Source organism: Streptomyces sp. NPDC048416 (assembly GCF_043200435.1).
Classification (GTDB): Bacteria; Actinomycetota; Actinomycetes; order Streptomycetales; family Streptomycetaceae; genus Streptomyces.
This window is the reverse complement of sequence record NZ_JBICXU010000012.1, coordinates 39,742-63,704: the sequence shown is the minus strand read 5'-3', so window position 1 is coordinate 63,704 and position 23,963 is coordinate 39,742. Positions and strand designations below refer to the sequence as shown.

General features: G+C 70.2%; 18 protein-coding genes. 10 read left to right on the top strand and 8 right to left on the bottom strand.

The genetic code is table 11. From position 1 onward, the window contains the following. Positions 1 to 29: 29 nt before the first annotated feature. From ACGFW5_RS17660 to ACGFW5_RS17635, 6 genes are read left to right on the top strand one after another with little or no spacing between them, the layout of a single operon-like run. Positions 30 to 6,089, top strand: a complete 6,060-nt coding sequence (locus ACGFW5_RS17660) for an acyltransferase domain-containing protein (RefSeq protein WP_393835139.1) — start codon at positions 30 to 32, stop codon at positions 6,087 to 6,089. Then, complete coding sequence (locus ACGFW5_RS17655) at positions 6,086 to 7,906, top strand: amino acid adenylation domain-containing protein (protein ID WP_393835138.1); 1,821 nt, start codon at positions 6,086 to 6,088, stop codon at positions 7,904 to 7,906. The genes ACGFW5_RS17660 and ACGFW5_RS17655 overlap by 4 nt, the downstream gene beginning before the upstream one ends. Before the next feature lie 35 nt (positions 7,907 to 7,941). After that, positions 7,942 to 9,723, top strand: a complete 1,782-nt coding sequence (locus tag ACGFW5_RS17650; RefSeq protein ID WP_393835137.1) for a beta-ketoacyl synthase N-terminal-like domain-containing protein — start codon at positions 7,942 to 7,944, stop codon at positions 9,721 to 9,723. Next, positions 9,720 to 10,958, top strand: coding sequence for a cytochrome P450 (locus ACGFW5_RS17645; RefSeq protein WP_393835136.1), 1,239 nt, complete (start codon positions 9,720 to 9,722; stop codon positions 10,956 to 10,958). Before ACGFW5_RS17650 ends, ACGFW5_RS17645 begins: the two co-directional genes overlap by 4 nt. Then, positions 10,958 to 11,164 carry an MbtH family NRPS accessory protein gene (locus ACGFW5_RS17640; RefSeq protein ID WP_393835135.1) on the top strand — a complete coding sequence of 69 codons (207 nt, stop codon included), beginning with the start codon at positions 10,958 to 10,960 and terminating at the stop codon, positions 11,162 to 11,164. The genes ACGFW5_RS17645 and ACGFW5_RS17640 overlap by 1 nt, the downstream gene beginning before the upstream one ends. Further along, positions 11,161 to 11,856, top strand: a complete 696-nt coding sequence (locus ACGFW5_RS17635; protein ID WP_393835134.1) for a formyltransferase family protein — start codon at positions 11,161 to 11,163, stop codon at positions 11,854 to 11,856. Before ACGFW5_RS17640 ends, ACGFW5_RS17635 begins: the two co-directional genes overlap by 4 nt. Positions 11,857 to 11,950: 94 nt before the next feature. On the opposite strand, the gene ACGFW5_RS17630 is transcribed toward ACGFW5_RS17635, so the two are convergent. Both ACGFW5_RS17630 and ACGFW5_RS17625 read right to left on the bottom strand, forming a co-directional pair. Beyond that, positions 11,951 to 12,646, bottom strand: coding sequence for a hypothetical protein (locus ACGFW5_RS17630; protein ID WP_393835133.1), 696 nt, complete (start codon positions 12,644 to 12,646; stop codon positions 11,951 to 11,953). Between the two features lie 454 nt (positions 12,647 to 13,100). Beyond that, positions 13,101 to 13,454, bottom strand: coding sequence for a beta/gamma crystallin domain-containing protein (locus ACGFW5_RS17625; protein WP_393835132.1), 354 nt, complete (start codon positions 13,452 to 13,454; stop codon positions 13,101 to 13,103). A 323-nt stretch (positions 13,455 to 13,777) separates the two neighbouring features. Between ACGFW5_RS17625 and ACGFW5_RS17620 the strand changes: the two genes are divergently transcribed. Continuing rightward, positions 13,778 to 15,424: an ArnT family glycosyltransferase gene (locus ACGFW5_RS17620; protein ID WP_393835131.1), complete on the top strand. Its 1,647-nt coding sequence runs from the start codon at positions 13,778 to 13,780 to the stop codon at positions 15,422 to 15,424. Between the two features lie 168 nt (positions 15,425 to 15,592). Here the strand turns inward: ACGFW5_RS17620 and ACGFW5_RS17615 are convergent, their stop codons facing one another. Further along, positions 15,593 to 16,213: a TetR/AcrR family transcriptional regulator gene (locus tag ACGFW5_RS17615; RefSeq protein ID WP_393835130.1), complete on the bottom strand. Its 621-nt coding sequence runs from the start codon at positions 16,211 to 16,213 to the stop codon at positions 15,593 to 15,595. 204 nt (positions 16,214 to 16,417) lie between these two features. Here ACGFW5_RS17615 and ACGFW5_RS17610 point away from each other — a divergent pair, with 204 nt between their 5' ends. Together ACGFW5_RS17610 and ACGFW5_RS17605 are read left to right on the top strand one after the other, a co-directional pair. Beyond that, entirely contained in the window at positions 16,418 to 16,936 is a 519-nt protein-coding gene (locus ACGFW5_RS17610; protein WP_393835129.1) for a PH domain-containing protein, read from the top strand. Further along, positions 16,933 to 18,489, top strand: a complete 1,557-nt coding sequence (locus ACGFW5_RS17605; RefSeq protein ID WP_393835128.1) for a PH domain-containing protein — start codon at positions 16,933 to 16,935, stop codon at positions 18,487 to 18,489. The genes ACGFW5_RS17610 and ACGFW5_RS17605 overlap by 4 nt, the downstream gene beginning before the upstream one ends. A 259-nt stretch (positions 18,490 to 18,748) precedes the next feature. Here ACGFW5_RS17605 and ACGFW5_RS17600 read toward each other — a convergent pair whose 3' ends face one another. Next, positions 18,749 to 19,567: an SGNH/GDSL hydrolase family protein gene (locus ACGFW5_RS17600; RefSeq protein WP_393835127.1), complete on the bottom strand. Its 819-nt coding sequence runs from the start codon at positions 19,565 to 19,567 to the stop codon at positions 18,749 to 18,751. After that, entirely contained in the window at positions 19,554 to 20,123 is a 570-nt protein-coding gene (locus ACGFW5_RS17595; RefSeq protein ID WP_393835126.1) for a PadR family transcriptional regulator, read from the bottom strand. Before ACGFW5_RS17595 ends, ACGFW5_RS17600 begins: the two co-directional genes overlap by 14 nt. A gap of 200 nt (positions 20,124 to 20,323) precedes the next feature. Between ACGFW5_RS17595 and ACGFW5_RS17590 the strand changes: the two genes are divergently transcribed. Beyond that, positions 20,324 to 20,626, top strand: a complete 303-nt coding sequence (locus ACGFW5_RS17590; protein ID WP_393835125.1) for a DUF6355 family natural product biosynthesis protein — start codon at positions 20,324 to 20,326, stop codon at positions 20,624 to 20,626. 126 nt (positions 20,627 to 20,752) lie between these two features. Here the strand turns inward: ACGFW5_RS17590 and ACGFW5_RS17585 are convergent, their stop codons facing one another. The 3 genes from ACGFW5_RS17585 to ACGFW5_RS17575 form a co-directional block, all read right to left on the bottom strand. Beyond that, a complete protein-coding gene (locus tag ACGFW5_RS17585; protein ID WP_393835124.1) occupies positions 20,753 to 22,045 on the bottom strand; it encodes an MFS transporter in 1,293 nt (430 codons plus the stop codon). A gap of 287 nt (positions 22,046 to 22,332) precedes the next feature. Continuing rightward, on the bottom strand, positions 22,333 to 23,373 hold the full coding sequence (locus tag ACGFW5_RS17580; protein ID WP_393835123.1) for a vWA domain-containing protein: 1,041 nt from the start codon (positions 23,371 to 23,373) through the stop codon (positions 22,333 to 22,335). Positions 23,374 to 23,512: 139 nt separating this feature from the next. Further along, entirely contained in the window at positions 23,513 to 23,953 is a 441-nt protein-coding gene (locus tag ACGFW5_RS17575) for a GNAT family N-acetyltransferase (protein WP_393835122.1), read from the bottom strand. Positions 23,954 to 23,963: the final 10 nt, after the last annotated feature.

Below are 23,963 nucleotides of genomic sequence, written 5' to 3'. Positions count from 1 at the left end.
GAGGAGCCGCAATGCCCCAAGAGCGCGCAGTGCGAGATTCGCATGCCCTGTCGGAGTTCCTGCTGTCTCGTGTCGCCGAGCTGATGGATTTACCGGATGAGGCGGTGGACCGCTGGTCGCCGATGCATCAGTACGGCCTCGACTCGCTGAAGTTCTCGACGCTCGCCGCCGCATTGTCCGATCTGCTTGGCTGGAAAGTGCCCGTCACATGGATGTGGCAGTACCCCACCATCGACGCGCTCTCGCGCGCACTCGTCGACGGCCCGCGTACCGCAGGGGAGTCCGCCCCGCACAAGGACCACCGCGTGGCGTCGCACGAACCCATCGCCCTCGTGGGCATCGGCTGCCGTTTCCCCGGCGGGCCGGACCCGGCCGCGTTCTGGCAGCTGCTGTCCGAGGGCCGCGACGCCGTCGGTCCGGTGCCGGCCGCGCGACGCGAGCTCCTGGGCGACAAGGTGCGCTGGGGTGGATTCATCGACGGCATCGACCAGTTCGACCCTCTCTTCTTCGGCATCTCACCGCGCGAAGTCGTCCAGATGGACCCGCAGCAACGCCTCATCCTTGAGCTGGCCTGGGAGGCGCTGGAGGACGCGGGTGTCGCACCCGGCAGCCTCGTCGGCACCGAGACCGGCGTGTTCATGGCCTCCTGCTGGGGCGACTACGCCGCGCTGGCGCACTACCGCGGACCCGACGTCCAGATCACCCCCCACACCGCGACGGGCATGCACGACGGCATCATCGCCAACCGCGTCTCCTACGTGCTCGGTCTGCAAGGCCCCAGCATGACCATCGACGCCGCCTGCGCCGGATCGCTCGTCTCCGTGCACGCGGGGTGCCAGTCCATCTGGATGGGCGAGAGCGAGCTTGTGCTGGCCGGGGGAGTGAACCTCAGCTTCGTGTCCGACTACTACACCGCCATGGACGCGATGGGTGCACTCGCGCCCGACGGCCGCTGCAAGTCCTTCGACGCCCGCGCCAACGGCTACGTACGCGGCGAGGGCGCCGGAGTCGTCGTCCTGGCCCCGCTGAGCGTGGCCCTGGAGCGCGAACTGCCGGTGTACTGCGTGATCAAGGGCAGCTCCTCCCAGAACGACGGCCTGAGCAACGGCATGACCGCGCCCAACCCGCAGGCGCAGGAACTGATGCTCCGCAACGCCTACCGCCGGGCCGGCATCGCACCCGCCCAGGTCGACTACATCGAGTGTCACGGCTCCGCGACACCCCTGGGCGACCCCATCGAGGCCAACGCCATCGGAGCGGTCCTCGGCGGCGACCGGACGGACCCCTTGCGGCTCGGCTCCGTCAAGTCCAACGTCGGACACCTCGAAGCGGCCGCCGGCATCGTGGGCCTGGTCAAACTCGCCCTGTCGATCCGCAACGGCGTACTGCCTCCGAGCCTGCACTACGCCGCGCCCAACCCGCAGATCATGTTCGACGCGTACCACCTCACCGTCCAGGACCGGCTGACGCCATGGCCGCGGCGGACCGACGCACGGCGCGGAGGTGTCAGCTCGTTCGGCTTCGGCGGCGCGATCAGCCATGTGGTCGTCGAGGAACTGCCGCGCCCCGAGGGTGTGCTCGTCCTGCTGGCCGGGGACTCGCGCGAGGCTCTGGCCGAGCGGGCCGCGGCCCTGCGCGACGAGAGCGACCTGCGTACGGTCTGCCAACTCCCGCCGGGCGAGGGCAAGTTCAGGCTTGCCGCCACCGCTCGCTCCATGGCCGAGCTCAGGACCAAGCTGGACGCCTTCACCGCCGGCACGTCCACCGAAGGACTGAGCTTCGGCACGTCGGCCGCTCGTGCGCCGCGGGTGGCGTTCCTGTTCTCGGGCAACGGCTCCCAGTGGGTGGGGATGGGCAGGCAGCTGCTCGCCGGCCTGCCCGTGTTCCGCCGGTCCATGATGCGCTCCGACCGACGGATGCGGGAGCTGCTCGGCTTCTCGCTCGTCGAGCAACTGCTCGCGCCCGACGGCCGCATCGACGACATGGACGTCTTCCAGCCGCTCCTGTTCTCCCTCCAGGTCGCCCTGACCGACGCCTGGCGCTCGCTGGGAGTGGAACCGGACGTCGTCGTGGGCCAGAGCGTCGGAGAGTTCGCCGCCGCACACATCGCCGGTGCGCTCGACTTCGCGGACGCCTCCCGGCTGGCCGCCCACCACGGCCGGCTCCTTCAGCAGCTGGCCGTCGGACGCGGCGACGGCCTCGCCGTCATGACCGACGCGGACACGACCAAGCAGTACCTCACCGACGGACTCACCCTCTCCGGCCGCAACGGCCTGCGTTCCACCCTGGTGACCGGTGCTCCCCAGGCGATCGACGACCTCGCCGGGCGGCTCACCGAAGCGGGCGTCACCAACCATCGGGTACGGATGGGGCACGCCCCGCACTCACCCCTGATCGACCACGTACTCGCCCCGCTGAAGGCCGAACTCGCCGGCATCGAGCCGCGCACCACGCGCATCCCGATGATCTCGACGGTCACCGGTGAACTCGTGGACGGCGCGGAACTCGGCCCCGACTACTGGGCCGACAACCTGCGCCGGGAAATCCAGGTGGTCGGCGCCCTGACGGCCTTGCGCGACCACGACATCGACGCGGTCGTCGAACTCAGCCCCCACCCGCTGCTCCTGAAGTCCGCATCGGAGATCCTGACGGCGGCCACCCTCCCCTCCCTCCGGCGCGGCGCCGACGAGGCATCGACCCTGCTCGGATCGCTCGGCGCGCTGTACACCGCCGGGCTCCGCGTCACCCCGAGCCCCTTCCTCGCGGGTGACCGGGGACGCCACGTCACCGCGGGCCAGGGCCAGGGCCAGGGCCGGGACGTCACGGCGGGCGGGCAGGTGCACCTCATACCCGTCACGGCGCGTACGCCCGCCGCGCTGACCGACACCTGCCGCGAGCTGTCCAGCCACGTCGAACGGCGCCCCGGGCTGCGCGTCAGCGACCTGTCCTACACGCTCGCGACCCGGCGCACCCATCACAACCACCGAACGGCGCTGTTGGCCCGCGACCGGCAGGACGTCCTCGACGGACTCGCCCGCATGGCCGCCGGTCAGGCGCACCCCGACGTCGTCACGGGAACGGTCGCCGGCAACAGCGACCGGCGGGTGGCGCTGGTGTTCTCCGGCGGCGGCACGCAGTGGGCCGGCATGGGCCGGGAACTCCTGCGTTCGAACGCCGGGTTCCGCAGGTGGATGCACGCCTGCGACGCGGCCGTGCGCGCGGCAGGCGGCTGCTCGGTGCTCGACGAGCTCGCGGCCCCGGCCGACCGGGCCAGGTTCGAGGAGATGGACTTCCAGCAGCCCGTGCTGTTCGCCCTACAGGTCTCGCTGGCGAACGTCTGGCTCGACCTGGGCATCGAGCCGACCGCCGTCGTGGGGCACAGCCTGGGCGAGGTCGCGGCGGCATGTATCTCGGGCGGGCTCTCGTTGCAGGACGCGGCCCGGGTCGTGGTGGCCCGGTCGCACCTGCTGGAACGCAAAGCCGCCGCGGGTGCCATGATCTCGGTCGACCTGCCGGAGCACGAGCTGCTGCCCAGACTCGCCCCGTACGCGCGACACGCGGCGATCGCCGTGGTGAACAGCCCCACCAGTGCGGCGGTGTCCGGGACGCCCGAGGCCATCGGCGCGCTTGAGGCCGACCTTGGGCGGGACGGGATCTCCACCCGGCGCATCCGCGTCGAGCGCCCGGTGCACAGCCCCGGCATGGACCCGCTGATCGAGCTGCTGCGCGAACGCATCGACGGGATCACCCCGCTGACCCACACCATCGAGTTCCGCTCCACGGCGCTCGCCGACACGGTGGACCCGCTCCTCGACGTCGACTACTGGGTGCACAACCTGCGCAACCAGGTCCGGTTCGCCGAGACGATCGCCTCACTGGTGGACGACGGCATCGGCACGTTCATCGAGATCGGCCCGCACGAGACGCTGCGCGGCGCGGTCGAGGAGATCGCACTGACCCGAGGCGCCCAGGTGCACGCGGTCAACTCCCTGCGGCGCGACGAGAGCGACCTGCGCTGCCTGCTCGGCGCCGTCGCCTCGTTGTACGTCAGAGGCATCCCGCTGACCTACGACTCCTTGTTCGCCGACGACGTCGAGGTCGTGGAAACTCCGCTCGTACAGTGGCAGAAGGACCGCTACTGGCTCGACACGGCGCCCCGCCCCCAGACGCTTTCCGCCCAGGCGCTCTCCCCCCGGGCGCTCTCCGCGGCGCCGACACCCGAGCCCGTGGCTGAGACCGCGCACCGGGCGGTGGCGGCCGGGCCCGCGCCGAGCCGGCCACCGGCGGAAGTCGTCCTCGGCGAGATCGCCGACGCGGTGGGGGTGCCGGCGAGCCAGTTCGGCCACGGCACCCACCTGCGCGAGTTCGGCCTCGACTCGATGCTCGCGCTCCGCCTGGTGAACAGGCTCCAGGCACTCTTCGGACACCGTGTGTCGCCCGTGGTGTTCCTGGACGGCAGGTCCGTCCCGGAAGTGGTCGCCCACATCGTGGAGACCATCGAGGGACGGGCCACGCCCCCGGCCACGCCCCCACCGGAACCGGCGCGCGCCGCGCAGCCGGCGCCGGTGTCGGCGCCGCGGGACTTCCTGGACGGCCTGTCCGAGCTGGACGCCGAGGAGCTGGTGGAGGAACTGGTCGCGCGCGGGCTCATGGAACCCGCCGACACCCCCGCCTCGGAGCGGCTGCGCGCCGGCGGCCTCGGTCTCCAGGTGGCGCCCGCCTCGCACGGCCAGGCCTCCCTGTGGTTCATGCAGATGATCGCGCCGGACGCCGTGCCCTACAACTTCATGGTGGCCGCCCGGATCCGCACCAAGGTCGACGAGACGGCGCTCGAAGACGCCCTGCGCACCGTGCTGGAGCGGCATCCGGCGCTGCGCACGCTCTTCGTCGAGGCGGGTGGCAGCCCGTACCAGGTCATCCTGGACGAGCCGGTGTACGAGTTCGCCGTGGTGGACAGCGCCGACCTGGACGACGAACAGGCCCGTGAGGAACTGGCCGAGTACGGGCACCTGCCGCTCGACCTGGACAATGGGCCGCTGGTGCGGGTGGTCCTCATGTCGCGTGGCCCCGCCGACCACTACCTGCTGGTGCTCGTGCACCACATCGCATCGGACGCGGCCTCGGCCGACGTGATGATCCGGGAACTCCAGGAGTACTACGAGGGCGCCGACCCCGCCGCCGGTGAACCGGCCGCCCCCTATACGGAGTTCGTCGAGTGGGAGCGCCGGTGGCTGGCCGGCCCCGCGGCCGGGGCTGCGCTGGAATGGTGGTCGCGGGAACTCGCCGACCCACCCGCACGTCTCGACCTGTCCTCCAAGGAGCGCCCACCGGGCGTCACCTACGAGGGCCGCGACCTGACCCTGCGCTGGAGTCGCGAAGAGACGCGTCTGCTGCGGGAGTTCGCGGTGCGCGAAGGCGTGTCGATCAGCAGTGTCGTCCTGGCCGGCTTCTTCGCCACGCTCAACCGCGCCGCCGGGGTCGAGGACTCCGTACTCGCCACCGCCATCGCCCAGCGCGGCGAGCCCGGTCGGGAGTCCGCCATCGGCTACTACCTGAACACGGTGCTGGTGCGGGCACATCCCGCCGGCGACCGGAGTTTCCGCGATCTGCTGCACGAGGTCCATGCTTTCTCGCTCGGCCTCCTGGAGCACATGAACTACCCGCTCGACCTGTTGGCTTCCACCCTGAAGCCGCCGAGGGCCGAAGGCCGCTCCCCGTGGTTCGACGTGGTGGTGAACTGGCTGTCCTCGGACGCGTTCCCCCGGTCGGTCAAGCTCTTCCACGGCATCGGCGACACCATCGAACCCGACGGCGCCCTCCCGCTCGAACCGCTTCAGGTACGCAGGCATCTCGCCAAGTTCGACCTGGAGATCTCGATGGCCGACATCGACGGCGAGGTGGTCGGCCACATCCAGTACAAACCGAGCTATCTGGAAAGGCAGACCGTGACGGCCCTGCTCGCGCTCTACCGCACCGTGCTCTTCGACTCCATGGCCCACCCGGATCTGGCACTTCGGGACCTGCCACTTCAGGACCTGCCACTTCAGGACATCGCACCGAACGGCCGCCCCGAGGGGGCGGACCAGTGAGCGACACCTTGCATGCTGCCTTCGTCGAGCAGGCGGTCAAGAACCCGGACGCGCCCGCGGTCTACTCGGACGCAGGCATCCTGAGCTACGACGAACTCAACGAGCGTTCCCGCGCGCTGGCGGAACGGCTCGTCGCAGAGGGCGCCGGCCCCGGAGTGCCGGTCGGTATCTGTATCGAGCGCACCCCCGATCTGCTCGTCGCCATCCTGGCCATCCTGCGGGCCGGCTCCTGCTATCTCCCCCTGGACCCGAACTACCCGCCGGAGCGGCTGGCGTTCATGGTCCGCGACAGCGGGACCCGGCTGCTGCTGACCACCTCCGCGTCCCGGGCCGCCTGCCCGGCCGGGCCGACCGTGGTCGTCCTGGGCGAGACAGTGACAACCGTGCCCGGCGAGCAACCCGGGCCGGTCGTGCCCGGTGACACCGCGTACATCATCTACACATCGGGATCCACCGGCCGGCCCAAGGGCGTGGCCATCCACCACCCCGGCTGTGTCGCGATGCTGGCCGAGATGGACCGGCTCTTCCAGGGGCGCGACCTGAGCGGCGTCTCGGCGGCGAGCTCGGTCTGCTTCGACATGTCGGTGATGGAGATCTTCGCCGCGCTGTGCCGCGGCGGCGCCGTCGTGCTCGTGGAGAGCGCCGTCCACCTGCCGGACAGCCGATACGCCGACAAGATCACCCACCTCAACGTCGTTCCGTCGGTGATGAACGGCCTCCTGGACGCGGGCTCGCTGCCACCCCACGTGCGTACCGTCGTGTTCGGCGGGGAACCCCTGCGGCGCAAACTGGTGGACCGGACGTACCGGGAGACCGGCGCCGACCGCGTCTACAACGCCTACGGCCCCACCGAGGGGACCGTCTTCTGCGCGGTCAAGGCGGTGCCCGAGGACGAGACGGATGAGCCCACGATCGGCCCGCCGTCACCCGGGGTCCGCGCCTATGTGCTCGACGACGACCTGCGCACGCTGCCGGCCGGCGTCTTTGGCGAGCTGTACATCGGCGGCGCCGGCCTCGCCCGCGGCTACGTCAACCGGCCGCGCACCACGGCCGAACGGTTCGTGCCGGACCCGTTCCTCGACGGCGCACTCATGTATCGCACGGGCGATGTCGTCGCGTTCACCGAGAACGGTGAGCTCCAGTTCGGCGGCCGGGCCGACCACCAGGTCAAGCTGCGCGGCTACCGCATCGAACTGGAGGAGGTCGAGGCCGGGCTGACCGGCTGCCCCGAGGTCCGGGAGGCCGCCGCCGTCGTGCGCGCCGGCAGACTCATCGGGTACGCCGTGCCCGAGGGCGACCGCCGCGACGGGGTCTGGTCCGACTCCGCTCTCCAGTCCGCGATCACCGGCAGGCTCTCCACGGAGCTGCCCGACTACATGGTGCCCGCAACGGTCGTGTTCCTGGCGGCACTTCCGCTCGCGCCCGGCGGCAAACTCGACCGCAATGCGCTGCCGGAGCCCCCGGCCCCGGCCTCCGACGGGCCCATGACGGCCCCGAGCACCCCGACCGAAGTCGCCCTTGCGGAGATCTGGGGCCGGCTCCTCGGCCTCGAACCCGCGAGCATCGACATCCATGCCGCCTTCTACGACCTCGGCGGTGACTCGCTGCTGCTCATCCGGCTCGCCAGGCTGATGACCAGGCGGTTCGAGCGCCGCGTCCGGGTGCCCGACCTGTTCAGCTTCCGCGACATCTCCTCACTCTCCGGGTGGCTCGACGACACCAGCGGCGCCGCACCCGAGGCCGTCACGTCGGCCCGTGCGCGCGCCGGCACCCGCCGCGCGGCGCTGCGTGGCCGCGCGGCGCCCAGCGGCCGCTGAGCAATCCGCCCTCGACTCGAAGCAGGAGCCCTCTCATGACCGACAGCCCCGAGCAGGACTACGACCCGGGTGATGTGGCCGTCATCGGCATGTCCCTGCGCGCGCCCGGCGCCAGGAACAAGGAACAGTTCTGGGACAACCTCGTCAACGGCAGGGAGTCCGTGTCGTTCCTGGCCAAGGACGACATCCTGGTCGACGAGACCCTGATCCACAGCCCGTTCTACGTGCGTGCCTGTGGCGTGCTCGAAGGGTACGACCAGTTCGACCCCTCGGTGTTCGGCATCAGTGACCGCATGGCGGCGGCGATGACCCCCGAGAACCGACTGTTCCTGGAAAGTGCGTGGGAGACGCTGGAGGACGGGGGTTACGACCCGGACCGGCTCACGGCCGAGATAGGCATGTACGGCGCCAACAACCCGCAGACCGCCGCGCTCTACAGCTCTCCGCCCGACCGGGTCTCGGTCGGCCCCGAGGCGATCGAGGCCAGTCTGGCGTGGTCGCCGGACACCATGACGTCGAACGCGCTGTACTACATGGGACTGACCGGCGAGGCCGTCACCGTCGCCGCCGTCTGCGCGGGGTTCCACTACGCGGTCCACCTGGCCTGCCAGTCGTTGCTGCTCGGCCAGACCGACATGGCCATCGCGGGCGGCGCCATGGTCCGTCTGCCGCACCCTCGCGGTCACCTGTGGGAAGAGAACCGCGTGCTGTCCAAGGACGGCCACTGCCGCCCCTTCGACGCGAACGGCACCGGCACCGCGCTGTCCAGCGGTGTCGTCACGATGCTCCTGAAGCCGGTGGCCCGGGCCGTCGCCGACCGTGACCACATCTACGCCGTGGTCAAGGGCTCCGCTGTCAACAACAACGGTGTCAGCGCGATGGCCTACGGCCTGGCCCAGCCCGAACGGCTCAGCGCGTGCATCGCCAACGCCATGGAGGTCGGTGGCGTCACCCCCGACACCGTGTCGATGTACGAGGCCAACGGTCTCGGCCTGCCGATGACCGACGAGCTGGAGGTCCACGCGGCGAACATGGCGTTCGGCAAGCAGACCGCAACCACCTCGATCGGCGGAGTCAAGGGCAATGTGGGCCACGGCGGTGTGGTGTCGGGCGGCTTCGGTGCGATGAAGGCCGCGTTGGCCCTCCACCACCGCACACTCCCCGAGACGGTCAACCTGACGGAGGTCAATGAGGACCTCGACTTCCCCAGCACCCCGTTCGTCCCGCAGCGCGAAGCGGCCGACTGGGCACCGCAGTCCGGCATCCGCCGTGCGGGCATCACTTCGATCGGTGGCGGCGGCTACAACGCCCACCTGGTCCTGGAGGAGCCGCCGACCCTCGCCGAGCGCGCCCCCGAGGCCACCGGCAGGCCGCGCATCGCCACGCTGTCCGCCCTGGACGACGAGACGCTGGCCCGTCAGCGCACCAGGCTGAAGGACTGGCTGGCGGCCCACCCCGACCAGCGTCTGGACGACATCTGCTACAGCCTGAACCTGGGACGCAAGGTGATGCCCCGCCGGTGGGCAGCCGTCGTACGCAGCCGCGAGGAGCTGATCGCGGCGCTCGCCGACGCCCCCGGCGGCCGCGCCACCTCGACCGCCGCCGCGCCACACGTGGACATGAGCTCCTTCCAGCGCGGCGACCACGGGATCCTGCGCTCCGGGACGCACGCGCAGGGGCTGTCCGATCTGGCGGCAGCCTGGGTGAGCGGCGAGCGGGTCGACTTCGACGCCCTGCACGTCGGCGAGGCCAGCCACCGTGTGCCGCTGCCCACCTACCCGTTCCGGCCGCGCCGGTTCTGGCGTACGGACTGGTGAGCGTGCGCACTTCGGCACTGGACACCGTGGACCTGGGCGATCCCAGCACCTTCGCCGACCGCGACCTCGATGGGTTCTGGCGCACCCTGCGCGACACCGCGCCGGTGTACTGGCACCCCCCGGCCGACGGGCGCAGGGGATTTTGGGTGCTGTCCCGCCACGACGACATCATGGCCGTCTACCGGGACAACGTGAACTTCACGTCCGAGCGCGGCAATGTGCTGGTCACGCTGCTGGAGGGCGGTGACGCCGGCGCCGGCAGGATGCTGGCCGTCACCGACGGGCACCGCCACCACGCGTTGCGCAAGATCCTTCAACGGGTGCTCTCGCCGAGGGTGCTCGACCAGGTCGCCCGGACGGTACGGACCAACACCCGCCGGCTGATGCGCGAGGCGGTCGAGTCCGGCGGCTGCGACTTCGCACAGGACATCGCCGGCCGGATCCCGATGACCACGATCTCGAACCTGCTCGGCGTGCCCGAGCAGGACCGGGACTTCCTGCTCTCCCTCACCAGAGCGGCGCTGTCGACGGACCACGAGGACGTCGACGAGGTCGAGTCGGAGATGGCCCGCAACGAGCTCCTGATGTACTTCATGGACCTCGTCGAGGAGCGGCGCGAGTCGCCCGGAGACGACGTCATCAGCATGCTCATCGCCAGCTCCATCGACGGGGTGCCGCTGTCCGACGAGGACGTCATGCTCAACTGCTACAGCCTGATCATCGGGGGCGACGAGACCAGCAGGCTCACGATGATCGACTGTGTGCACACGCTCGCGGACGAGCACGAGCAGTGGCAGCGCCTCAAGGAAGGGACGGTGGCGATCGACACCGCGGTGGACGAGGTGCTGCGCTGGGCGTCGCCCACGATGCACTTCGGGCGCAGTGTCGTCCACGAGAGCGAACTGCACGGTGTACGGCTGCGGCCGGGCGAGATCGTCACGCTGTGGCACGCCTCGGGCAACCGGGACGAGCGTGTCTTCGCACGGCCCGGCGCGTTCGACCTCGGCCGCGCCCCCAACAAGCACCTGGCCTTCGGCTACGGCCCGCACTTCTGCGTCGGCTCCTACCTGGCCAAGGTGGAGATCGCCGAACTCCTCATGGCAGTGCGGGACTTCACCACCGGCTTCGAGCGGACCGGCGAGGCACAACGCATCCGGTCCACCTTCCTGACCGGGTTCTCCTCGCTGCCCGTGCGGTTCTGGCCCGATCACTCCGGACTGAAAGAGGTCGATTGATGAGTGGCAACCCGTTCGACGCCGGCGGCGAAGCCGACTGGCTCGTGGTGACGAACGCCGACAGGCACCACGCGCTGTGGCGGCCGTATTTGGAGATACCGAAGGGCTGGCGGATCGTCCACCGCGACCCGGACCGCGAGGCCGCACTCGACTACGTCGAGCAGCACGTCACCACGGGAACGGGATCACACCGGGGGCACGAGTGAACATCTACCTGTCGGGGCGGGGAGCGTTCGCGGTGCAGGTCGGGGACGCCCTGCTGGAAGAAGGACACAAGATCGTGGGTGCGGCCGCGCCCCGGCTGCGCCGTGGACAGAGCGACGAGAGCAATGCGATGTCCTGGGACCGCCTGCGCTCGTGGGCGTACCCGCGCAGCATTCCGTGGACGGACTCCGCCCAGCTGCGGGCGATGCACATCCCCGACGGCGTGGACATCATCGTCGCCGCCCATTCCCATGCCTTCCTCGGCCGCCGCACACGAGCCAGGGCGGGCATCGCCAGCATCGGCTACCACCCCAGCCTGCTGCCGCTGCACCGTGGCCGTGACGCGATCCGGTGGACGATCCGCGACGGTGACAAGGTGACGGGCGGAAGCGTCTACCACCTGACCGAGCGGACCGACGCCGGCCCGCTCGCCGCCCAGGAACACCTGCTGGTGCCGCCGGGCTCGACCGCGCAGAGCCTGTGGCGCGAGCAGTTGGCCCCGCTGGGCGTACGGCTCCTCCTGAAGGTGGTCGCCGACCTCGCCCAGGACAGGCGGATCGAGGTGCCCCAGGACGAGAACCTGGCGACCTGGGAGCCGGCGATGGACGCGAAGCCCCTGTTCAAACCCGAACTCATCGCGCTGCCCGGTTCCGCCCCGGTCGACGGCAGCACATGGGCGCTCCACCAGACCTGAAACAAGCGGGGTCCAGGGGGTGTCTGGTGGATCAGGGTCGGTCAGGGTGCCGTGCCAGGCGCCGCACCCCCGGCCATGATCCACCAGACACCCCCTAGGGGCTGCGGTCGAGCAGAAGGCGGGCCGCCGGGCGGCATGGCCTGCCCCTGTCCGCGCAGCGTCTCTCGAAGTCCGGGGGGAGCCAGCTGCGTCCCAGCAGCCGGGGGTGGGCGGGGAACGCCGTGACCGCGGCAAGGACGAACAGCAGCGACGCCCAGGGAGTGCGGAGCTGGACCGTGGTGTGTTCGCCGTTGTTGGTGTTGTGGAAGCTGGTCTGGAAGACATCGGGAGCGATGAGGTCGATCGTGTCCAGGCCACCCCAGGAGAGGTCGAGCGGACAGTAGGGATGTCCGAAGAAGACCTTGCGGGTGGTGACGGTGATGTCACCGGCGCCGTCCATCACCCAGCGCGGTTGCGCGTTCTGCGCGGCGGCACGGCGGCGTGCCGAGTTGCCGATGGCCGAGGTGGCCAGGCTGCCGATGACGAATGCGGGATTGCCGAAGGCGACGACGCTTTGGTGCGTGTACCTGCCGTCACCGACAGCTCGCCACGTCGAACGCTGAGCGGGACCGACCGCGAGCGCGCGTTCTCCGGGCCCGAGCCGGGCGACGGTGGCGACCAGCGGACGCTGCTGCATCCGGCCCTCGGCCAGGTCGGCGATGATGTCGCACGAGTGCCACAGATGCTCGTCGAGCCAGGACCACCCCGGCCGTTGCTCCATGCCAGAGGCAGGGGCGTACGGGTTCTCCACCGTCTCTCCACTGTTGTCCGGACCGACATGACGTCAACTGGCCTCATGCCGGGACCACTTTACTGAGAGAACCCGTACCGGACGGAGGGTGGTTTCCGCCCGCTGGGTGGCCCGCACGCCAGCGGGGAGTGACGCATGCGGCGCCATGAATGCGGCGCCGGGTCACCCCACCGTCGGGCAGTCCGGCAGGAGTGGTCGAGACCCGCGCCGGGCCCGTCGTCTCACCGCGCCTCGGCGGCACCACCTGCGAACGCGGGAAGGCGATCGCCCGTGCCGCCCGTGCTCGCCCCAACTGACACCGACCATGCCCCGGCGAGGCATGGTCGGTGTCAGTCATTCGGGTCGACCTGATTCAAGTGACGGTAAATCAGATACCGACCTGGTAAGGCGGATGCATTTCATGACAGCGTGGAGACCGAAACCATCCACTTCGGTCGATGCTCTCCTCGACTCGTCAAAGGATCTCGATGGCGTTGACCTTCGGAGGCCGGTTCGGGAAGGAGATTTCGTGCCACCGTTCGATCTTCACGGAGTCGCCGTTGGCGTCGAAGTAGATCAGGTCGTTGTTCCCCGTGGAGATCTTGTCCACCCACCAGCCGCCGAAGTCGGTCCTCCCGCGGTTGGCGTAGCAGTCGACGCTCTGACGTCCACCGCTGTGTGACCAGATCTTCAGGAAGTTCTCTCCGCCGCGGCACTGGACGTGGTCGATGGCGAAGGCGTTGCCCGTGGGCATGACCATGGTGAACGCGGCGGCCGCCGCGCACGCGACGGCAGCGGAACGCACGAGCCTCTTCGTTTGTGAGATCACAACTTCCCTTTCATTCGAATGTCGAACAGAGAGTTGATTTCGCCACCGCTGTGAGTGGCGGCATGCGCAAAAGGCAGCGCGAAGACCTGTACAACGCGCCCTTCGAATTGCCCCGATGTGCGCTTGCACGGCAACGATCCTGTAAAGCCGATGTACGTGGCAATCGCCCGAGAAGCACCCGGCCGGAATGTGTCGTCAAATGTCCAGAACGGGCTAGGTGGGGGGAGTTGCCCGGTTCGCTCCCGGATGTCGCGGGGCGCGGCGGCGCCCCCGCGGGCAGCCCCCCGGCACCCCGCCGGGCACGGACAGGTGGGGCGCGTAGGATGCGCGCGGCCCGGGGCCGTGTGCGCCGGGCCGCCCCCGGCCGTCGCACGGACGACACGACCGAGGGGCCGAAGCCGGGGGTGGCGGGCATGGGGGACGTGGCGGGCGCGGGGCGGGTGGACGGTGCCGGGGAGCGCGGTGAGTGCGGTGAGCGGATCGCGCCGCTGGACCGGCGGGTCTTCGCCGTCGCGGGGCTGGTCTTCGCCGTGTTGATGGCACTGTCCACGCGCTACGGCTTCCACCGCGACGAGTTGTATTTCCTCGACTGCGCGCGGCACCTGCAAGCAGGCTATGTGGACCAGCCCGCACTGGCGCCGCTGCTCGGCCGTGTCTCGCTGTCGCTGTTCGGTGTCTCGCAGGCGGGCCTGCGGCTGTGGCCGGCGCTGGCCGCGGCGGGCACGGTGGTCGTGGGAGGCCTGAGCGCGCGGGAGTTCGGCGGCGAGCGGCGCGCCCAACTGCTCGCGGCGATCGCGACCGGCACGATGCCCGTGCTGCTGGGCGGCGCGCACATCGCCAACACCACCTCCTACGAAGTGCTGGCGTGGGCGGCCATCGCGCTCGTGGTCGCCCGGATCGGCCGCACCGGTGACACGCGGTGGTGGCCCGCCGCGGGAGCGCTGGTCGGAATCGGCACGGAGTTCAACCATCTCGCGGCGATCTTCGGGATCGTCCTGGTCGCCGTGGTGCTGCTTGGTCCGGCTCGCCGGACCGTGTCCGGCCGCCACCTGCTCGTGGGCGTTGCTCTCGCCGTGCTGTTCGTGCTGCCCGACGTCTGGTGGCAGGCGCGGCACGGCTGGGCGATGTTCGAGATGACGCGGGCGCTGAACGCCGAGAACGGAGGCCCGGCGAACATCCCCACCTGGACCGTGGGCCAACTCGTCATGTCCTGCCTGGCGATGACGCCGGTGTGGGTGGCGGGGTTGCGGTTCCTGTGGCGTTCCCGTCGGCCGCTGTGGCGGTGCCTGGTGACCACGTACGCCGTCCTGTTCGTCCTGTTCGTCCTGTTCGCCGTGACGACCGGTGCGCAGGTGTACTACCTGGGCGGACTGTATGTGTGCCTGCTGGCCGCCGGGGCGGTGGGACTCGACGGATGGCTTCGGTCCCCACGCCGGCTCCGCCGTCTGTGGATCGCGACCGCGCTCTCGTCCGCGCTGCTCGTCGTGATCGTGCTGCCGGTGCTGCCGGCCTCCGACGCGGGCTGGACGTACGCCATCAACACGAACACGGGGGAGTCCCTTGGCTGGCCCCAACTGGTCGGCACCATACGGCAGGTGTGGACCGGGCTTCCGCCCGAGCAGCGAGCGAACGCGGTGATCTTCGCCGCGGACTACGGCGAGGCCGGAGCCGTCAACGAGCTCGGCCGCGGCAGCGGACTGCCCACCGCGGTGAGCGCCCACAACACCGACTGGTGGTGGGGCCCCGGGAACCCGCACGCCACGACCGTGGTGGCCATCGCACCCGGCCCTGATCACGCGCCGGGGTACGCCACTTACCTGCGCCGGTACTTCAGCGATGTCCGCCCGGCAGCCACCCTCTCCGACCCCGACGGCGTGCACAACGTCGAGTCGGGCGGCCACGTCTACGTCTGCACAGGCCCCCGCCGCCCCTGGGGCGCGATGTGGCCGGAGCTGCGCACCTACAAGTGACGCTTCCTCGGCACGTGTCGTTCAGGCCCCCGCGCCTGGCGCCGTCTTGCCTGCACCTCGGGACGGCTGCCAGGGCGGCCAGGGCGGCCGGGGCGGCCGGGGTGGCCGCGGGCGAGTGGCGCCACCACCGGCGTGCCCCGGGGTGGGCCCATGCCCCGGCTTCCGGCGTTACGCCCGTCGCGGGGGCAGGGGGTCGCCGAACAGGTTCGAGAGATGGAGGTCGAGCAGGCGCAGCGCCGTCGCCGGGTCGTGTACGTCGAGCAGGACGTACGTGGCGAGACCGTCGGCCATGCTGATCAGCAGCATCGCCTCGTCCTCGGTGGCGCGTTCGGGCGCCAACTCACCTCGTTCTGCGGCCAGTTGAAGCTGGTCGACGAAGAGCGCACGGAGCTGGGGGATGCCCTGCTTCGCCTCGGCGCGTACGCCCTCGTCGTGTACGGCGCGGGCGTAGTAGGCGGCGCCGACCAGGAGGCCGGTGCGGCTCTCGTCATCCAGTGGCAGCATGCCCGACAGGCAGGCGCGCAGCACTTCGCGGGGGGTCGGTTCGCCCGCAAGTGCCTCGATGCGCTCACGGATGCGGTCGGCGGCGAGCCGGTTGATGTGCTGAAGGGCGAAGACCAGCATCTCGTCCTTGGTGCGGAAGTAGTGCTGAAGCCGGCCGAGTGAGATGTCCGCCTCCGCGGCCACGTCGCGCAGGCTCGTGCCGTCCAGGCCTTGCGTGCCGGCGAGCCGCCAGAGCGCCGCGGAGATCTCCTGGCGTCTGGCTTCGTGATCCACCCTCTTGGGCACGGGCACGGCCTCCTCTTTCGCGGTCCTTCGGTTCGGCGGGCGTCGACGAACGGCTCGGCGACTTCTGCCGGCCCGTCTCCGTGTGTCCGTCGACCCGGGCAGCGGGCGCCCGGCCCCTCCGTGCCGACCCACTTTTGCAAGTCGCTCGTACTGTTATAACGTACGCCTATTCAATACGCTTGACTTGGAAAACGGTGACGCCCCGTGCCTCAAACCGACGCCCCGCTCCTGCGTCCTCCCCGCCACCCCGTCGATCCCCGGGCCCGCCGCTGGTGGACCGTCCAAGCACTGCTCACGCTCAGCGGCCCGATGCTGCTGACCGCGTGCGCCATGGCGGCACTGTCGCTGCTCTTCTTTCCCGGTGCGCTGCCCTGGCTGGCACCGCTCCTGGTGGTCGCTCTGGTCCTGCCCGCCGTCGGCTACCTCGTGTGGATGCCGCGTTGGCGGTACGCCGTGCACGCATGGGAGCTCGGCGGACGAGCGGTCTACGCCGCAGGTGGCTGGTACTGGCAGAAACGACGCATCGCGCCGCTGTCCCGGGTGCAGACGGTGGACACCGTGCGCGGCCCGCTGCAACGGCACTACGGCCTTGCGACGGTCACCGTCACCACTGCCTCCACGGCCGGAGACATCAAGATCGCGGGGCTGTCCGACACGGACGCCGAGGAGCTGTGCCGCCGGATCGGCGAGGCCGCGCAGGACGTGCCGGGGGATGCCGCATGAGCGCTTCATCGGACTTCCCCGCGACACACACGAACACCCGCTGGCGCCGGCTGCATCCCCGCACCCCTCTGGTGCACTGCGGCTGGATGGCAGCTCCCCTCGGCTCGCTCGCGCTGACCACCTTGGCCACTGGCGGCCGGATGACCACCGGCGCATGGATCACCTGGGCCGCCGTCACCCTCTCGTTCGCCGCCGTCACCGCCGTCGGCCTGATCCGCTGGGCCCGTACGGAGTTCCGGGTCACGGCCGACAGCCTCGACGTGCGGAGCGGACTGCTGAACCGGCGGCTGCGCAGCGTGCCGCTGCGCCGCATCCGTACGGTCGACCTGACCGCCTCCCCCCTGCACCGCCTCCTGGGTGTCACCGTGCTGCGGGCCGGCACATCGGGCTCGGGCGACGGGCGCGGCGAGTTGTCACTGGAAGCGCTCACGGTCGCCGACGCGCGCCACCTGCGCACCGAGTTGCTGTCCCGCGCCGGCACCGGGGCGACCGAGCGCGACCCACTCCTGGCCCGCATCGACTGGCGCTGGCTGCGCTACGCGCCGCTCACCTTCTGGGTCGTCGGCGGAGTGTTCGTCGCGGCCGGATCGGTCTACCGGATGCTGGACGCCATCGGCATCGAACTGTGGCAACTCGCCTGCGTGCAGCGGGCGTTCACCGAATTCGGCACCGGCGCGCTCTGGTTGACGATCCCCGCGGCGCTCCTGGTCCTGCTGGCCCTCGGTTCGGCCGGCGCACTCGCGCTCTACATCGAGAACTGGTGGAACTACCGCCTGGAGTGGACGGACGCGAACACACTGCGGGTGCGCCGAGGACTGCTCACCACCCGCTCGGTCAGCATCGAACGCACCCGGCTGCGCGGTGTGGTGCTACGTGAACCGCTGCTGCTCAGGGCCGGCGGCGGCGCGCTGGTCCGTGCCGTGGCCGGGGGACTGGGCGACCGTGAGGAGAACCGCAGACGCAGCGGCCTGCTGCCGCCCGCACCCCGGGCGCAGGCCCTGCGGGTGGCCGACGGCGCGCTGCGCTCACCGTTCCCGGGAAGCGCCGAGCCCATGGCGCCGGCGCCCCATCCGCCTGCCGCACTGAGACGGCGCCGGAACCGCGGGCTCCTGTGCGTGGTGGTGCCCGGCTCGGCCGCCCTCGCGGGCCTTGGCGCGGCGTACACCCCGGTGCTGCTGCACTGCGCCTGGATGTACGCGGCACTCTGCACGCCGATCGTTCTGTGGCTGGCGCGGGACGCGTACCGAAGCCTCGGGCACGGTATACAGGGCGACTTCCTGGTGGCCCGCTCGGGGACGTTCAGCCGTGACACCGTCGCCCTTCGGCGCGAGGCGATCGCGGCCTGGACGTTCACCACTACACCGTTCACCCGCCGGTCCGGACTGGTCACGCTCACGGCCGCGGTCGCGGCCGGTGAACAGGGCTACTGCGTCCGGGACGTGGCCGCCGCCGAAGCTCCGGCCTTCGCCGCGGCCGTGACCCCGGGTCTGCTCGACGAATTCCTGGCCGCTCGGGCGACGACACGGCGACACGGGAAGCCGCGACGGGGATGATCTATGCCGGTGCGTGTCGGCCGACGCCGTGTCGGCCGAGTCCGTACGCCGCCGACGCCCGCCGGATCCTGGGCTGCGGCAGGCCGATGCGACGAGCCGAGCCAACGCGGTCCGATCGCCGTCATACCCGACCGCGATGGTGGTGAGCGCGACCCACCCCGGCATGTTGCCGGCCGGAAGCCCATCCTTGAACATCGCCCCGCCCCCCACGTCCACCGCCAGGGGCACCCGCCACCTCCGCTCGGCAATGCTGCGGGGCCTACGTCGTTTCGCGTCGACCGGTGCCTTCGGGAGAGCTCGGCAGGGCTTTCAGGGGCAGGAGCTGGGGGCGTTTCGCGGTGCGGCCGTCGCCGGAGGACTGGCCCCGCAACCGGCGTCCGAGCCAGGGCCCGAGGAAGGTGGCCGCCCAACGCAGTTCGGCCGCTGCCGCTTGCCGGCGCCCCTGAACAGCCTGGGGCGGCAGGGGACGCGTCCAGGCGTCGTCACTCCGGGGCAGGTGGATGGCCTGGGCGACGGCTGCGGCGATCCGTTCGTGGCCGAGGGGGCTCGCGTGGAGCCGGTCCGCGCTCCACAGCCGTGGATCGGTGGCGATGGCCTGCCGACCGGTCTCGGCGACCGCGACCCCGTGCCTGGCCGCCGCGGCGCGGATGCGGGTGTTGAGGTCGAACACCCGGGACCTGAGGGGCCGGGCAAGGGGCACGATCCTCCCGATGTCGGGGAAGGTCACCGTCGCCACCTGGGCCCCGGCTGCGGTGAGCGCACCGAACATGTCCTCAAGGTGGGCGGCCACCTCCGCCGCATCGAAACGTGGCCGCAGCAGATCGTTGACCCCGGCGACGACAGTGGCGAGGTCGGGGCGCAACGCGAGGGCGGGGCCCAGTTGTTCCGCGTGGACCTGGCCGGCGACGCGCCCGCGTATGGCCAGATTGGCGTAGTGAAGCCCGGGGTTGACGGACGCGATGTGCTCGGCGAGCCGGTCGGCCCAGCCCCGCAGGCCCGTGGTGTCGTCTCCGTCGCCGAGCCCTTCGACCTGGCTGTCACCGAGGGCGACGTACCGCAGATATTCACCGCTCGGCATGGCTCGCCTGCCTTGCCTTGAGGACAGCCGCGATGCGCAGGCACCACTCCCGGTGCTCCTGCTCGAAGGCCAGGCCTCGCAGACAGGTCAGGTACGGCCCGATCCGTTCGCCCCGGAGGAGGAATTCCTCCTCCTCCGCGCCACCGCGCAGTTGTCGCAGGAGGTTGCCGAGGAGTTCGATCTTGGCGTCGGCGGCCGATGCTCGCTCTTCCAGCTGCGCGATGACGGGTGCGGTGCCGATGCGGTCGGCGACCTGGACCTTGACGAGGAGATCGTCGCGGATGAACGAGGGCTTGGACACGGCCACGGCGAAGTTCTCCAACTCGGCGCGGCCGGCGTCGGTGACCTGGAACACGCGCTTGTTGGGCCGGGTTTCCTGCACCACCTGCCGACCCGCCACGAGGCCTTCCTTCTCCAGCTTGGTCAACTCGGCGTACAACTGCTGGGGAAGGGCGTGCCAGAAGTTCGCGACGCCGACGTCGAACGCCTTCGCCAGCTGGTATCCGCTGTACTCACCGTCCAGAAGCGCCGCCAGCACGGCATGCCGCAAAGCCATCGAGTGCTCCTTTGGTTTTCTCGTCCGCCTCCGCATCATACTCAGAAAATGACTAGTCTCATCCTTGAGTAGCCCGACGGACTGCCTCACTCGTGCGGGCGACGCGCGCCCGCCGGGCGATCGCGGACGGTGCCCGATATGACACTCTCCGTGTGTACCAGTCGGTGTGGAGTACCCACGTGCACACAGGAGTTGCCTCCATGAGCTTGAGTCTTCGTCGTTCCCTCCCCGCCCTCGTCGGCGCGGTCGCCCTCACACTCGGCCTCCCGGCAGCCGCGTCCGCGACCTCTTCCGTGCCCACCGCCGTCATGAACCCCTGCGGGTTCTACGAGACGGGAAGCGACGCGTTCTACAACCACTGCACCGGCGACGGCTCGCACGTGGTCATCAAGGTACGGGTGGCCTTCGGTCCCGACTTCGAGCGCTGTGTGGCCCCGGGCAGGACCTGGCTGGGATCGGCGAAGAAGATCCAGAGCGCCCATTACGTCGGTCGCACCTGCTGATCCGGACCGGCTCTTCGACGGGCGGGCGCATGGCTGTCGCATGACGATGCCGCCGCCCAGGCACCGGGCCCATCTCCTCTCTGGGCGCGTGGCTGTGACGTGGGCGGGGCGGTTCAGGCTCCTGCCTCATACGGCAGGCTCTTCCGCGCTTCGTGGCCCGGTGCCGTCGAGGGCAGGCTCGCCGAGCCGCCCCGGTGAAGGTGTTTCCGTGCGCTGTCCGGGAGTTGCTGGGTGCTGGCGCTGGGCCCACCTCACAGCGAAGGGGGCCGCCAGCCCCGCGAGGACGAAGAGAGCGCCGACGACATACCAGCCGGGGCGGCCCCAAGTGATGCACAGGGAGATGAGCAGGGCCGGGCCGACCGCTTCGGCCAGGCCCGCGCCGAGCCCGAACACGCCGAGGTACTGGCCTGTGGCGTGTTGGGGGGCCAGGGCGAAGGAGATCTCGAACCCTGCGGCGGAGTGCCAGAGTTCACCGATTGTGTGGACGATCACCGCCGTCAGGAGCAGCGCCGCGGCGGCCCAGGCCGGGAGGCCGGCCGACAGCGAAATGATCACGCAGGCGAGGAAGAAGGCCACGCCGGATCGCCGATAGACGACGGCGCCGGCGGTGGGGGTGGCCACGTTGCGGCTCGCGCGCACCTGGAACGCGATGACGATGACGGTATTGAGCAGCATGGTGCCCGAGATGAGCCAGTGGGGGGCCGTGGTGGCGGCGACCAGCCAGAGCGGGACGGCGACGGTGAGTACCTTGAACTGGATGGCCATGACGCCGTCAAGGAACGTGAGCGCGAGGTAGGGCCGGTCCCGCAACGCGATCCAGCGGGGGCCGTCGGCGGCGGGCCGAAGCGGTGCGACCGGCGGGAGGAGCAGGAGAAGCGCCGCCGACGCCACGAAGGCGACGGTGTTTCCGATGACGAGCACCTGGTAGGCGCTGTGGGTGCCCACCTGTACCGCCCACCCCGCCAGTACGGCTCCCAGCGATATCCCGATGTTGGTCACCGCGCGCAGGTAGGCACGGAACGCTTGCGGCCGGACTCCGCCGTAGTGCCGGATGAGCGGACTGCGGGCGGCGTTTCCGGCCCCCTTGGCCCCCAGCGCCGCGGCGACCACCGCCACGAACGGCCAGAACCCGTCCACGAGTACGAAACAGGCGGTGGCCAGCGCCTGGACGCCGAGGGCGGCCATGTACACCCCGCGTGCGCCGATCCGGTCCGCGAGATGTCCGGCGGCGATGCCCACGAGGAGGGAGAAGAGCCCCGCGATGCCCAGCCCCAGACCCACTTGGGCCGCTGGAAGGTGACGGTCCTCGGTGAAGTAGAGGACTCCGGCTGTGAGGTAGAGGCCGCTACCGATCGTGTAGACGAAGTTGGACACGGCAAGGGTGCGGGGTGGGCCGGGATCCGGCAGTAAGGAGGTCATCGAGGAGTTCCCGTTCCTGGGGTACCAGTAAGGGATGACCAAGCTAGGTGCTTATTACCTCTGGAGGCAAGGGGTCCGGGTAGAAGGTGGCCGCGCGGGCGGCCCGGGCCGTGAACTGGGCTGCGGTGTCCGCCCGTTGGGGGCGGGCACGCGTGGGCGGACACCGGTCGCTCGCCGAGCGCCGCTCCGCCCCGGCGTGGTGGCCCGCCGTGTTGGCTCGGCGTGGCGCGCCGTCTTGGTGGCCCGGGTGCGCGGCGAGGACCGTCGGACCGTGACGCGCCCCTTCGTCAGATCATGAGCAGGAGCCGCGTGTGCGGGACGAGCTTCCGGTTCACGCTCGTGCTCTGTACAAAGATCGTGAATTCGTCGTTGTGGTCCGCCTTTACGCGCACTTCCGTGTCCGGCAGGCCGAGCAGAGCCCGGGCTTCCGGCCCGGTGTACACCCGGTCGGTCTTCTTCTCCAAGACAGCGATCTGCTTGCGAGCCTGGATTTTCTCAGGCTTGCTCAACTCATAGAACGCGCAACCCGTGCGGTATGTGTGCCCGCATTCGATGACCCAGTCGCGTATTGCCGCGTCCCGGGCCACCGGAATCAGCTGGTACTCGGACGGATTCACCGGAGTGAGACCGGCTGCCTTGATGGTGTCCTTGTTGACGGCCTCGGCGCCCGTGGAGAATACCGCCCGAGATCCCCTGATGCCCTTGGTGCGGCCCATCATGAAATTCTCGGTCGCCTGCTGGATGACCTGCCCGGCCTCTTCCAGCCCCTGGGTGCTCGTGGCGTCCCAGATGGCCACGTTGTCCTTGGGGAAACCGCACTGCATGGCCTCGCGCTTGCCCATCTGGTCCGGCACGAGGACGGCCAGGGTCCAGTTGTCCTGCTGGGTCCGGACCAAGTTCGCCACCGCCTGGACGAGATCACGCGGGTTGTCGGCGGGGGCGTCGGGGCAGCGGTGACTTGCGTTCTCCTGTCCATCGGTCAGAACGAACGTCAAGAAGCTGTGGTCGCCGTAGAGTTGCGCGGTCTGTGCCAGTTCTCGCTGTGACTTCAGTGTGGCCGCCAGGAGCGCCGTCATTCCACCGGTCCGGTACAACTGCTTCAGGGACGGCATCCGCAGCACGTCCTTGTCGTAGACGACGCACTCGACTCGATCGGCGAATACGTACACCGTGACGCGGGTTTCCTGGTCCAGTTCCTTCGACCGGCGGGCCAGATAGGCGATCTGCTGATCGGCTACCTCGATGACCTTTCGGCTCAGGTGCGACATGGATGAACTGGCGTCCAGAACAAGGGCGACGTGATTGATGTAGTTCTGGTTTCCGGACATGCTTGTTCCCCCTCGTTGTCGTCCGACTCGATACATCGATCGTCTCACCCACCACTGACAATCGATCTTGGATCCCACACGGCCGGCCGAGCACGGCCGGCCGAGCACGGCCGGCCGAGCCGCGTGCGGGTCCAGGGGGTCACGCGAGCCGCAGGTCGATCCAGGGGATGGTGTCTCCGGGCAGGAGGTAACGCTCGGTCTCCACGAACCCGTGCCGCAACGCGAACCGCAGGCCGGCGTCGTTGGAGGACAGGACGACGGTCTCGATCACCCGCGCTCCCAGGGACCGCGCCCGGCTGAGTCCGCGTGCGTACAGTTCGTCGCCGAATCCCTGCCTGCGGTGGGCGGCGAGGACACGGGCGATGACGGTGGCCGTCTGCGTGTCGTCCGTCGGCGGCCGCACGGTGCTGCAACCCACGACCTCGTCGCCGAGGTACGCGATCTCCAGCCGATTGCGCCGGGCGCGTTCCCGTACGTCGTCCAGGGAGAGGGGGTGGGTCGGAATGATCACGTTGTGGACGTGTCGCCAGCTGGCGAGTGCGGCGTCGCCGGTCGGTTGCTGGATGCGGAGATCAGACATCGCAACAGGA

Bases quoted from the DNA above. Each gene is read 5' to 3' on its own strand.
- ACGFW5_RS17595 (WP_393835126.1), bottom strand. From the start codon at position 20,123: ATGGCTTTGCGGCATGCCGTGCTGGCGGCGCTTCTGGACGGTGAGTAC.
- ACGFW5_RS17575 (WP_393835122.1), bottom strand. From the start codon at position 23,953: ATGTCTGATCTCCGCATCCAGCAACCGACCGGCGACGCCGCACTCGCC.
- ACGFW5_RS17640 (WP_393835135.1), top strand. From the start codon at position 10,958: ATGAGTGGCAACCCGTTCGACGCCGGCGGCGAAGCCGACTGGCTCGTG.
- ACGFW5_RS17605 (WP_393835128.1), top strand. From the start codon at position 16,933: ATGAGCGCTTCATCGGACTTCCCCGCGACACACACGAACACCCGCTGG.
- ACGFW5_RS17650 (WP_393835137.1), top strand. From the start codon at position 7,942: ATGACCGACAGCCCCGAGCAGGACTACGACCCGGGTGATGTGGCCGTC.
- ACGFW5_RS17620 (WP_393835131.1), top strand. From the start codon at position 13,778: ATGCGCGCGGCCCGGGGCCGTGTGCGCCGGGCCGCCCCCGGCCGTCGC.
- ACGFW5_RS17585 (WP_393835124.1), bottom strand. From the start codon at position 22,045: ATGACCTCCTTACTGCCGGATCCCGGCCCACCCCGCACCCTTGCCGTG.
- ACGFW5_RS17580 (WP_393835123.1), bottom strand. From the start codon at position 23,373: ATGTCCGGAAACCAGAACTACATCAATCACGTCGCCCTTGTTCTGGAC.
- ACGFW5_RS17590 (WP_393835125.1), top strand. From the start codon at position 20,324: ATGAGCTTGAGTCTTCGTCGTTCCCTCCCCGCCCTCGTCGGCGCGGTC.
- ACGFW5_RS17600 (WP_393835127.1), bottom strand. From the start codon at position 19,567: ATGCCGAGCGGTGAATATCTGCGGTACGTCGCCCTCGGTGACAGCCAG.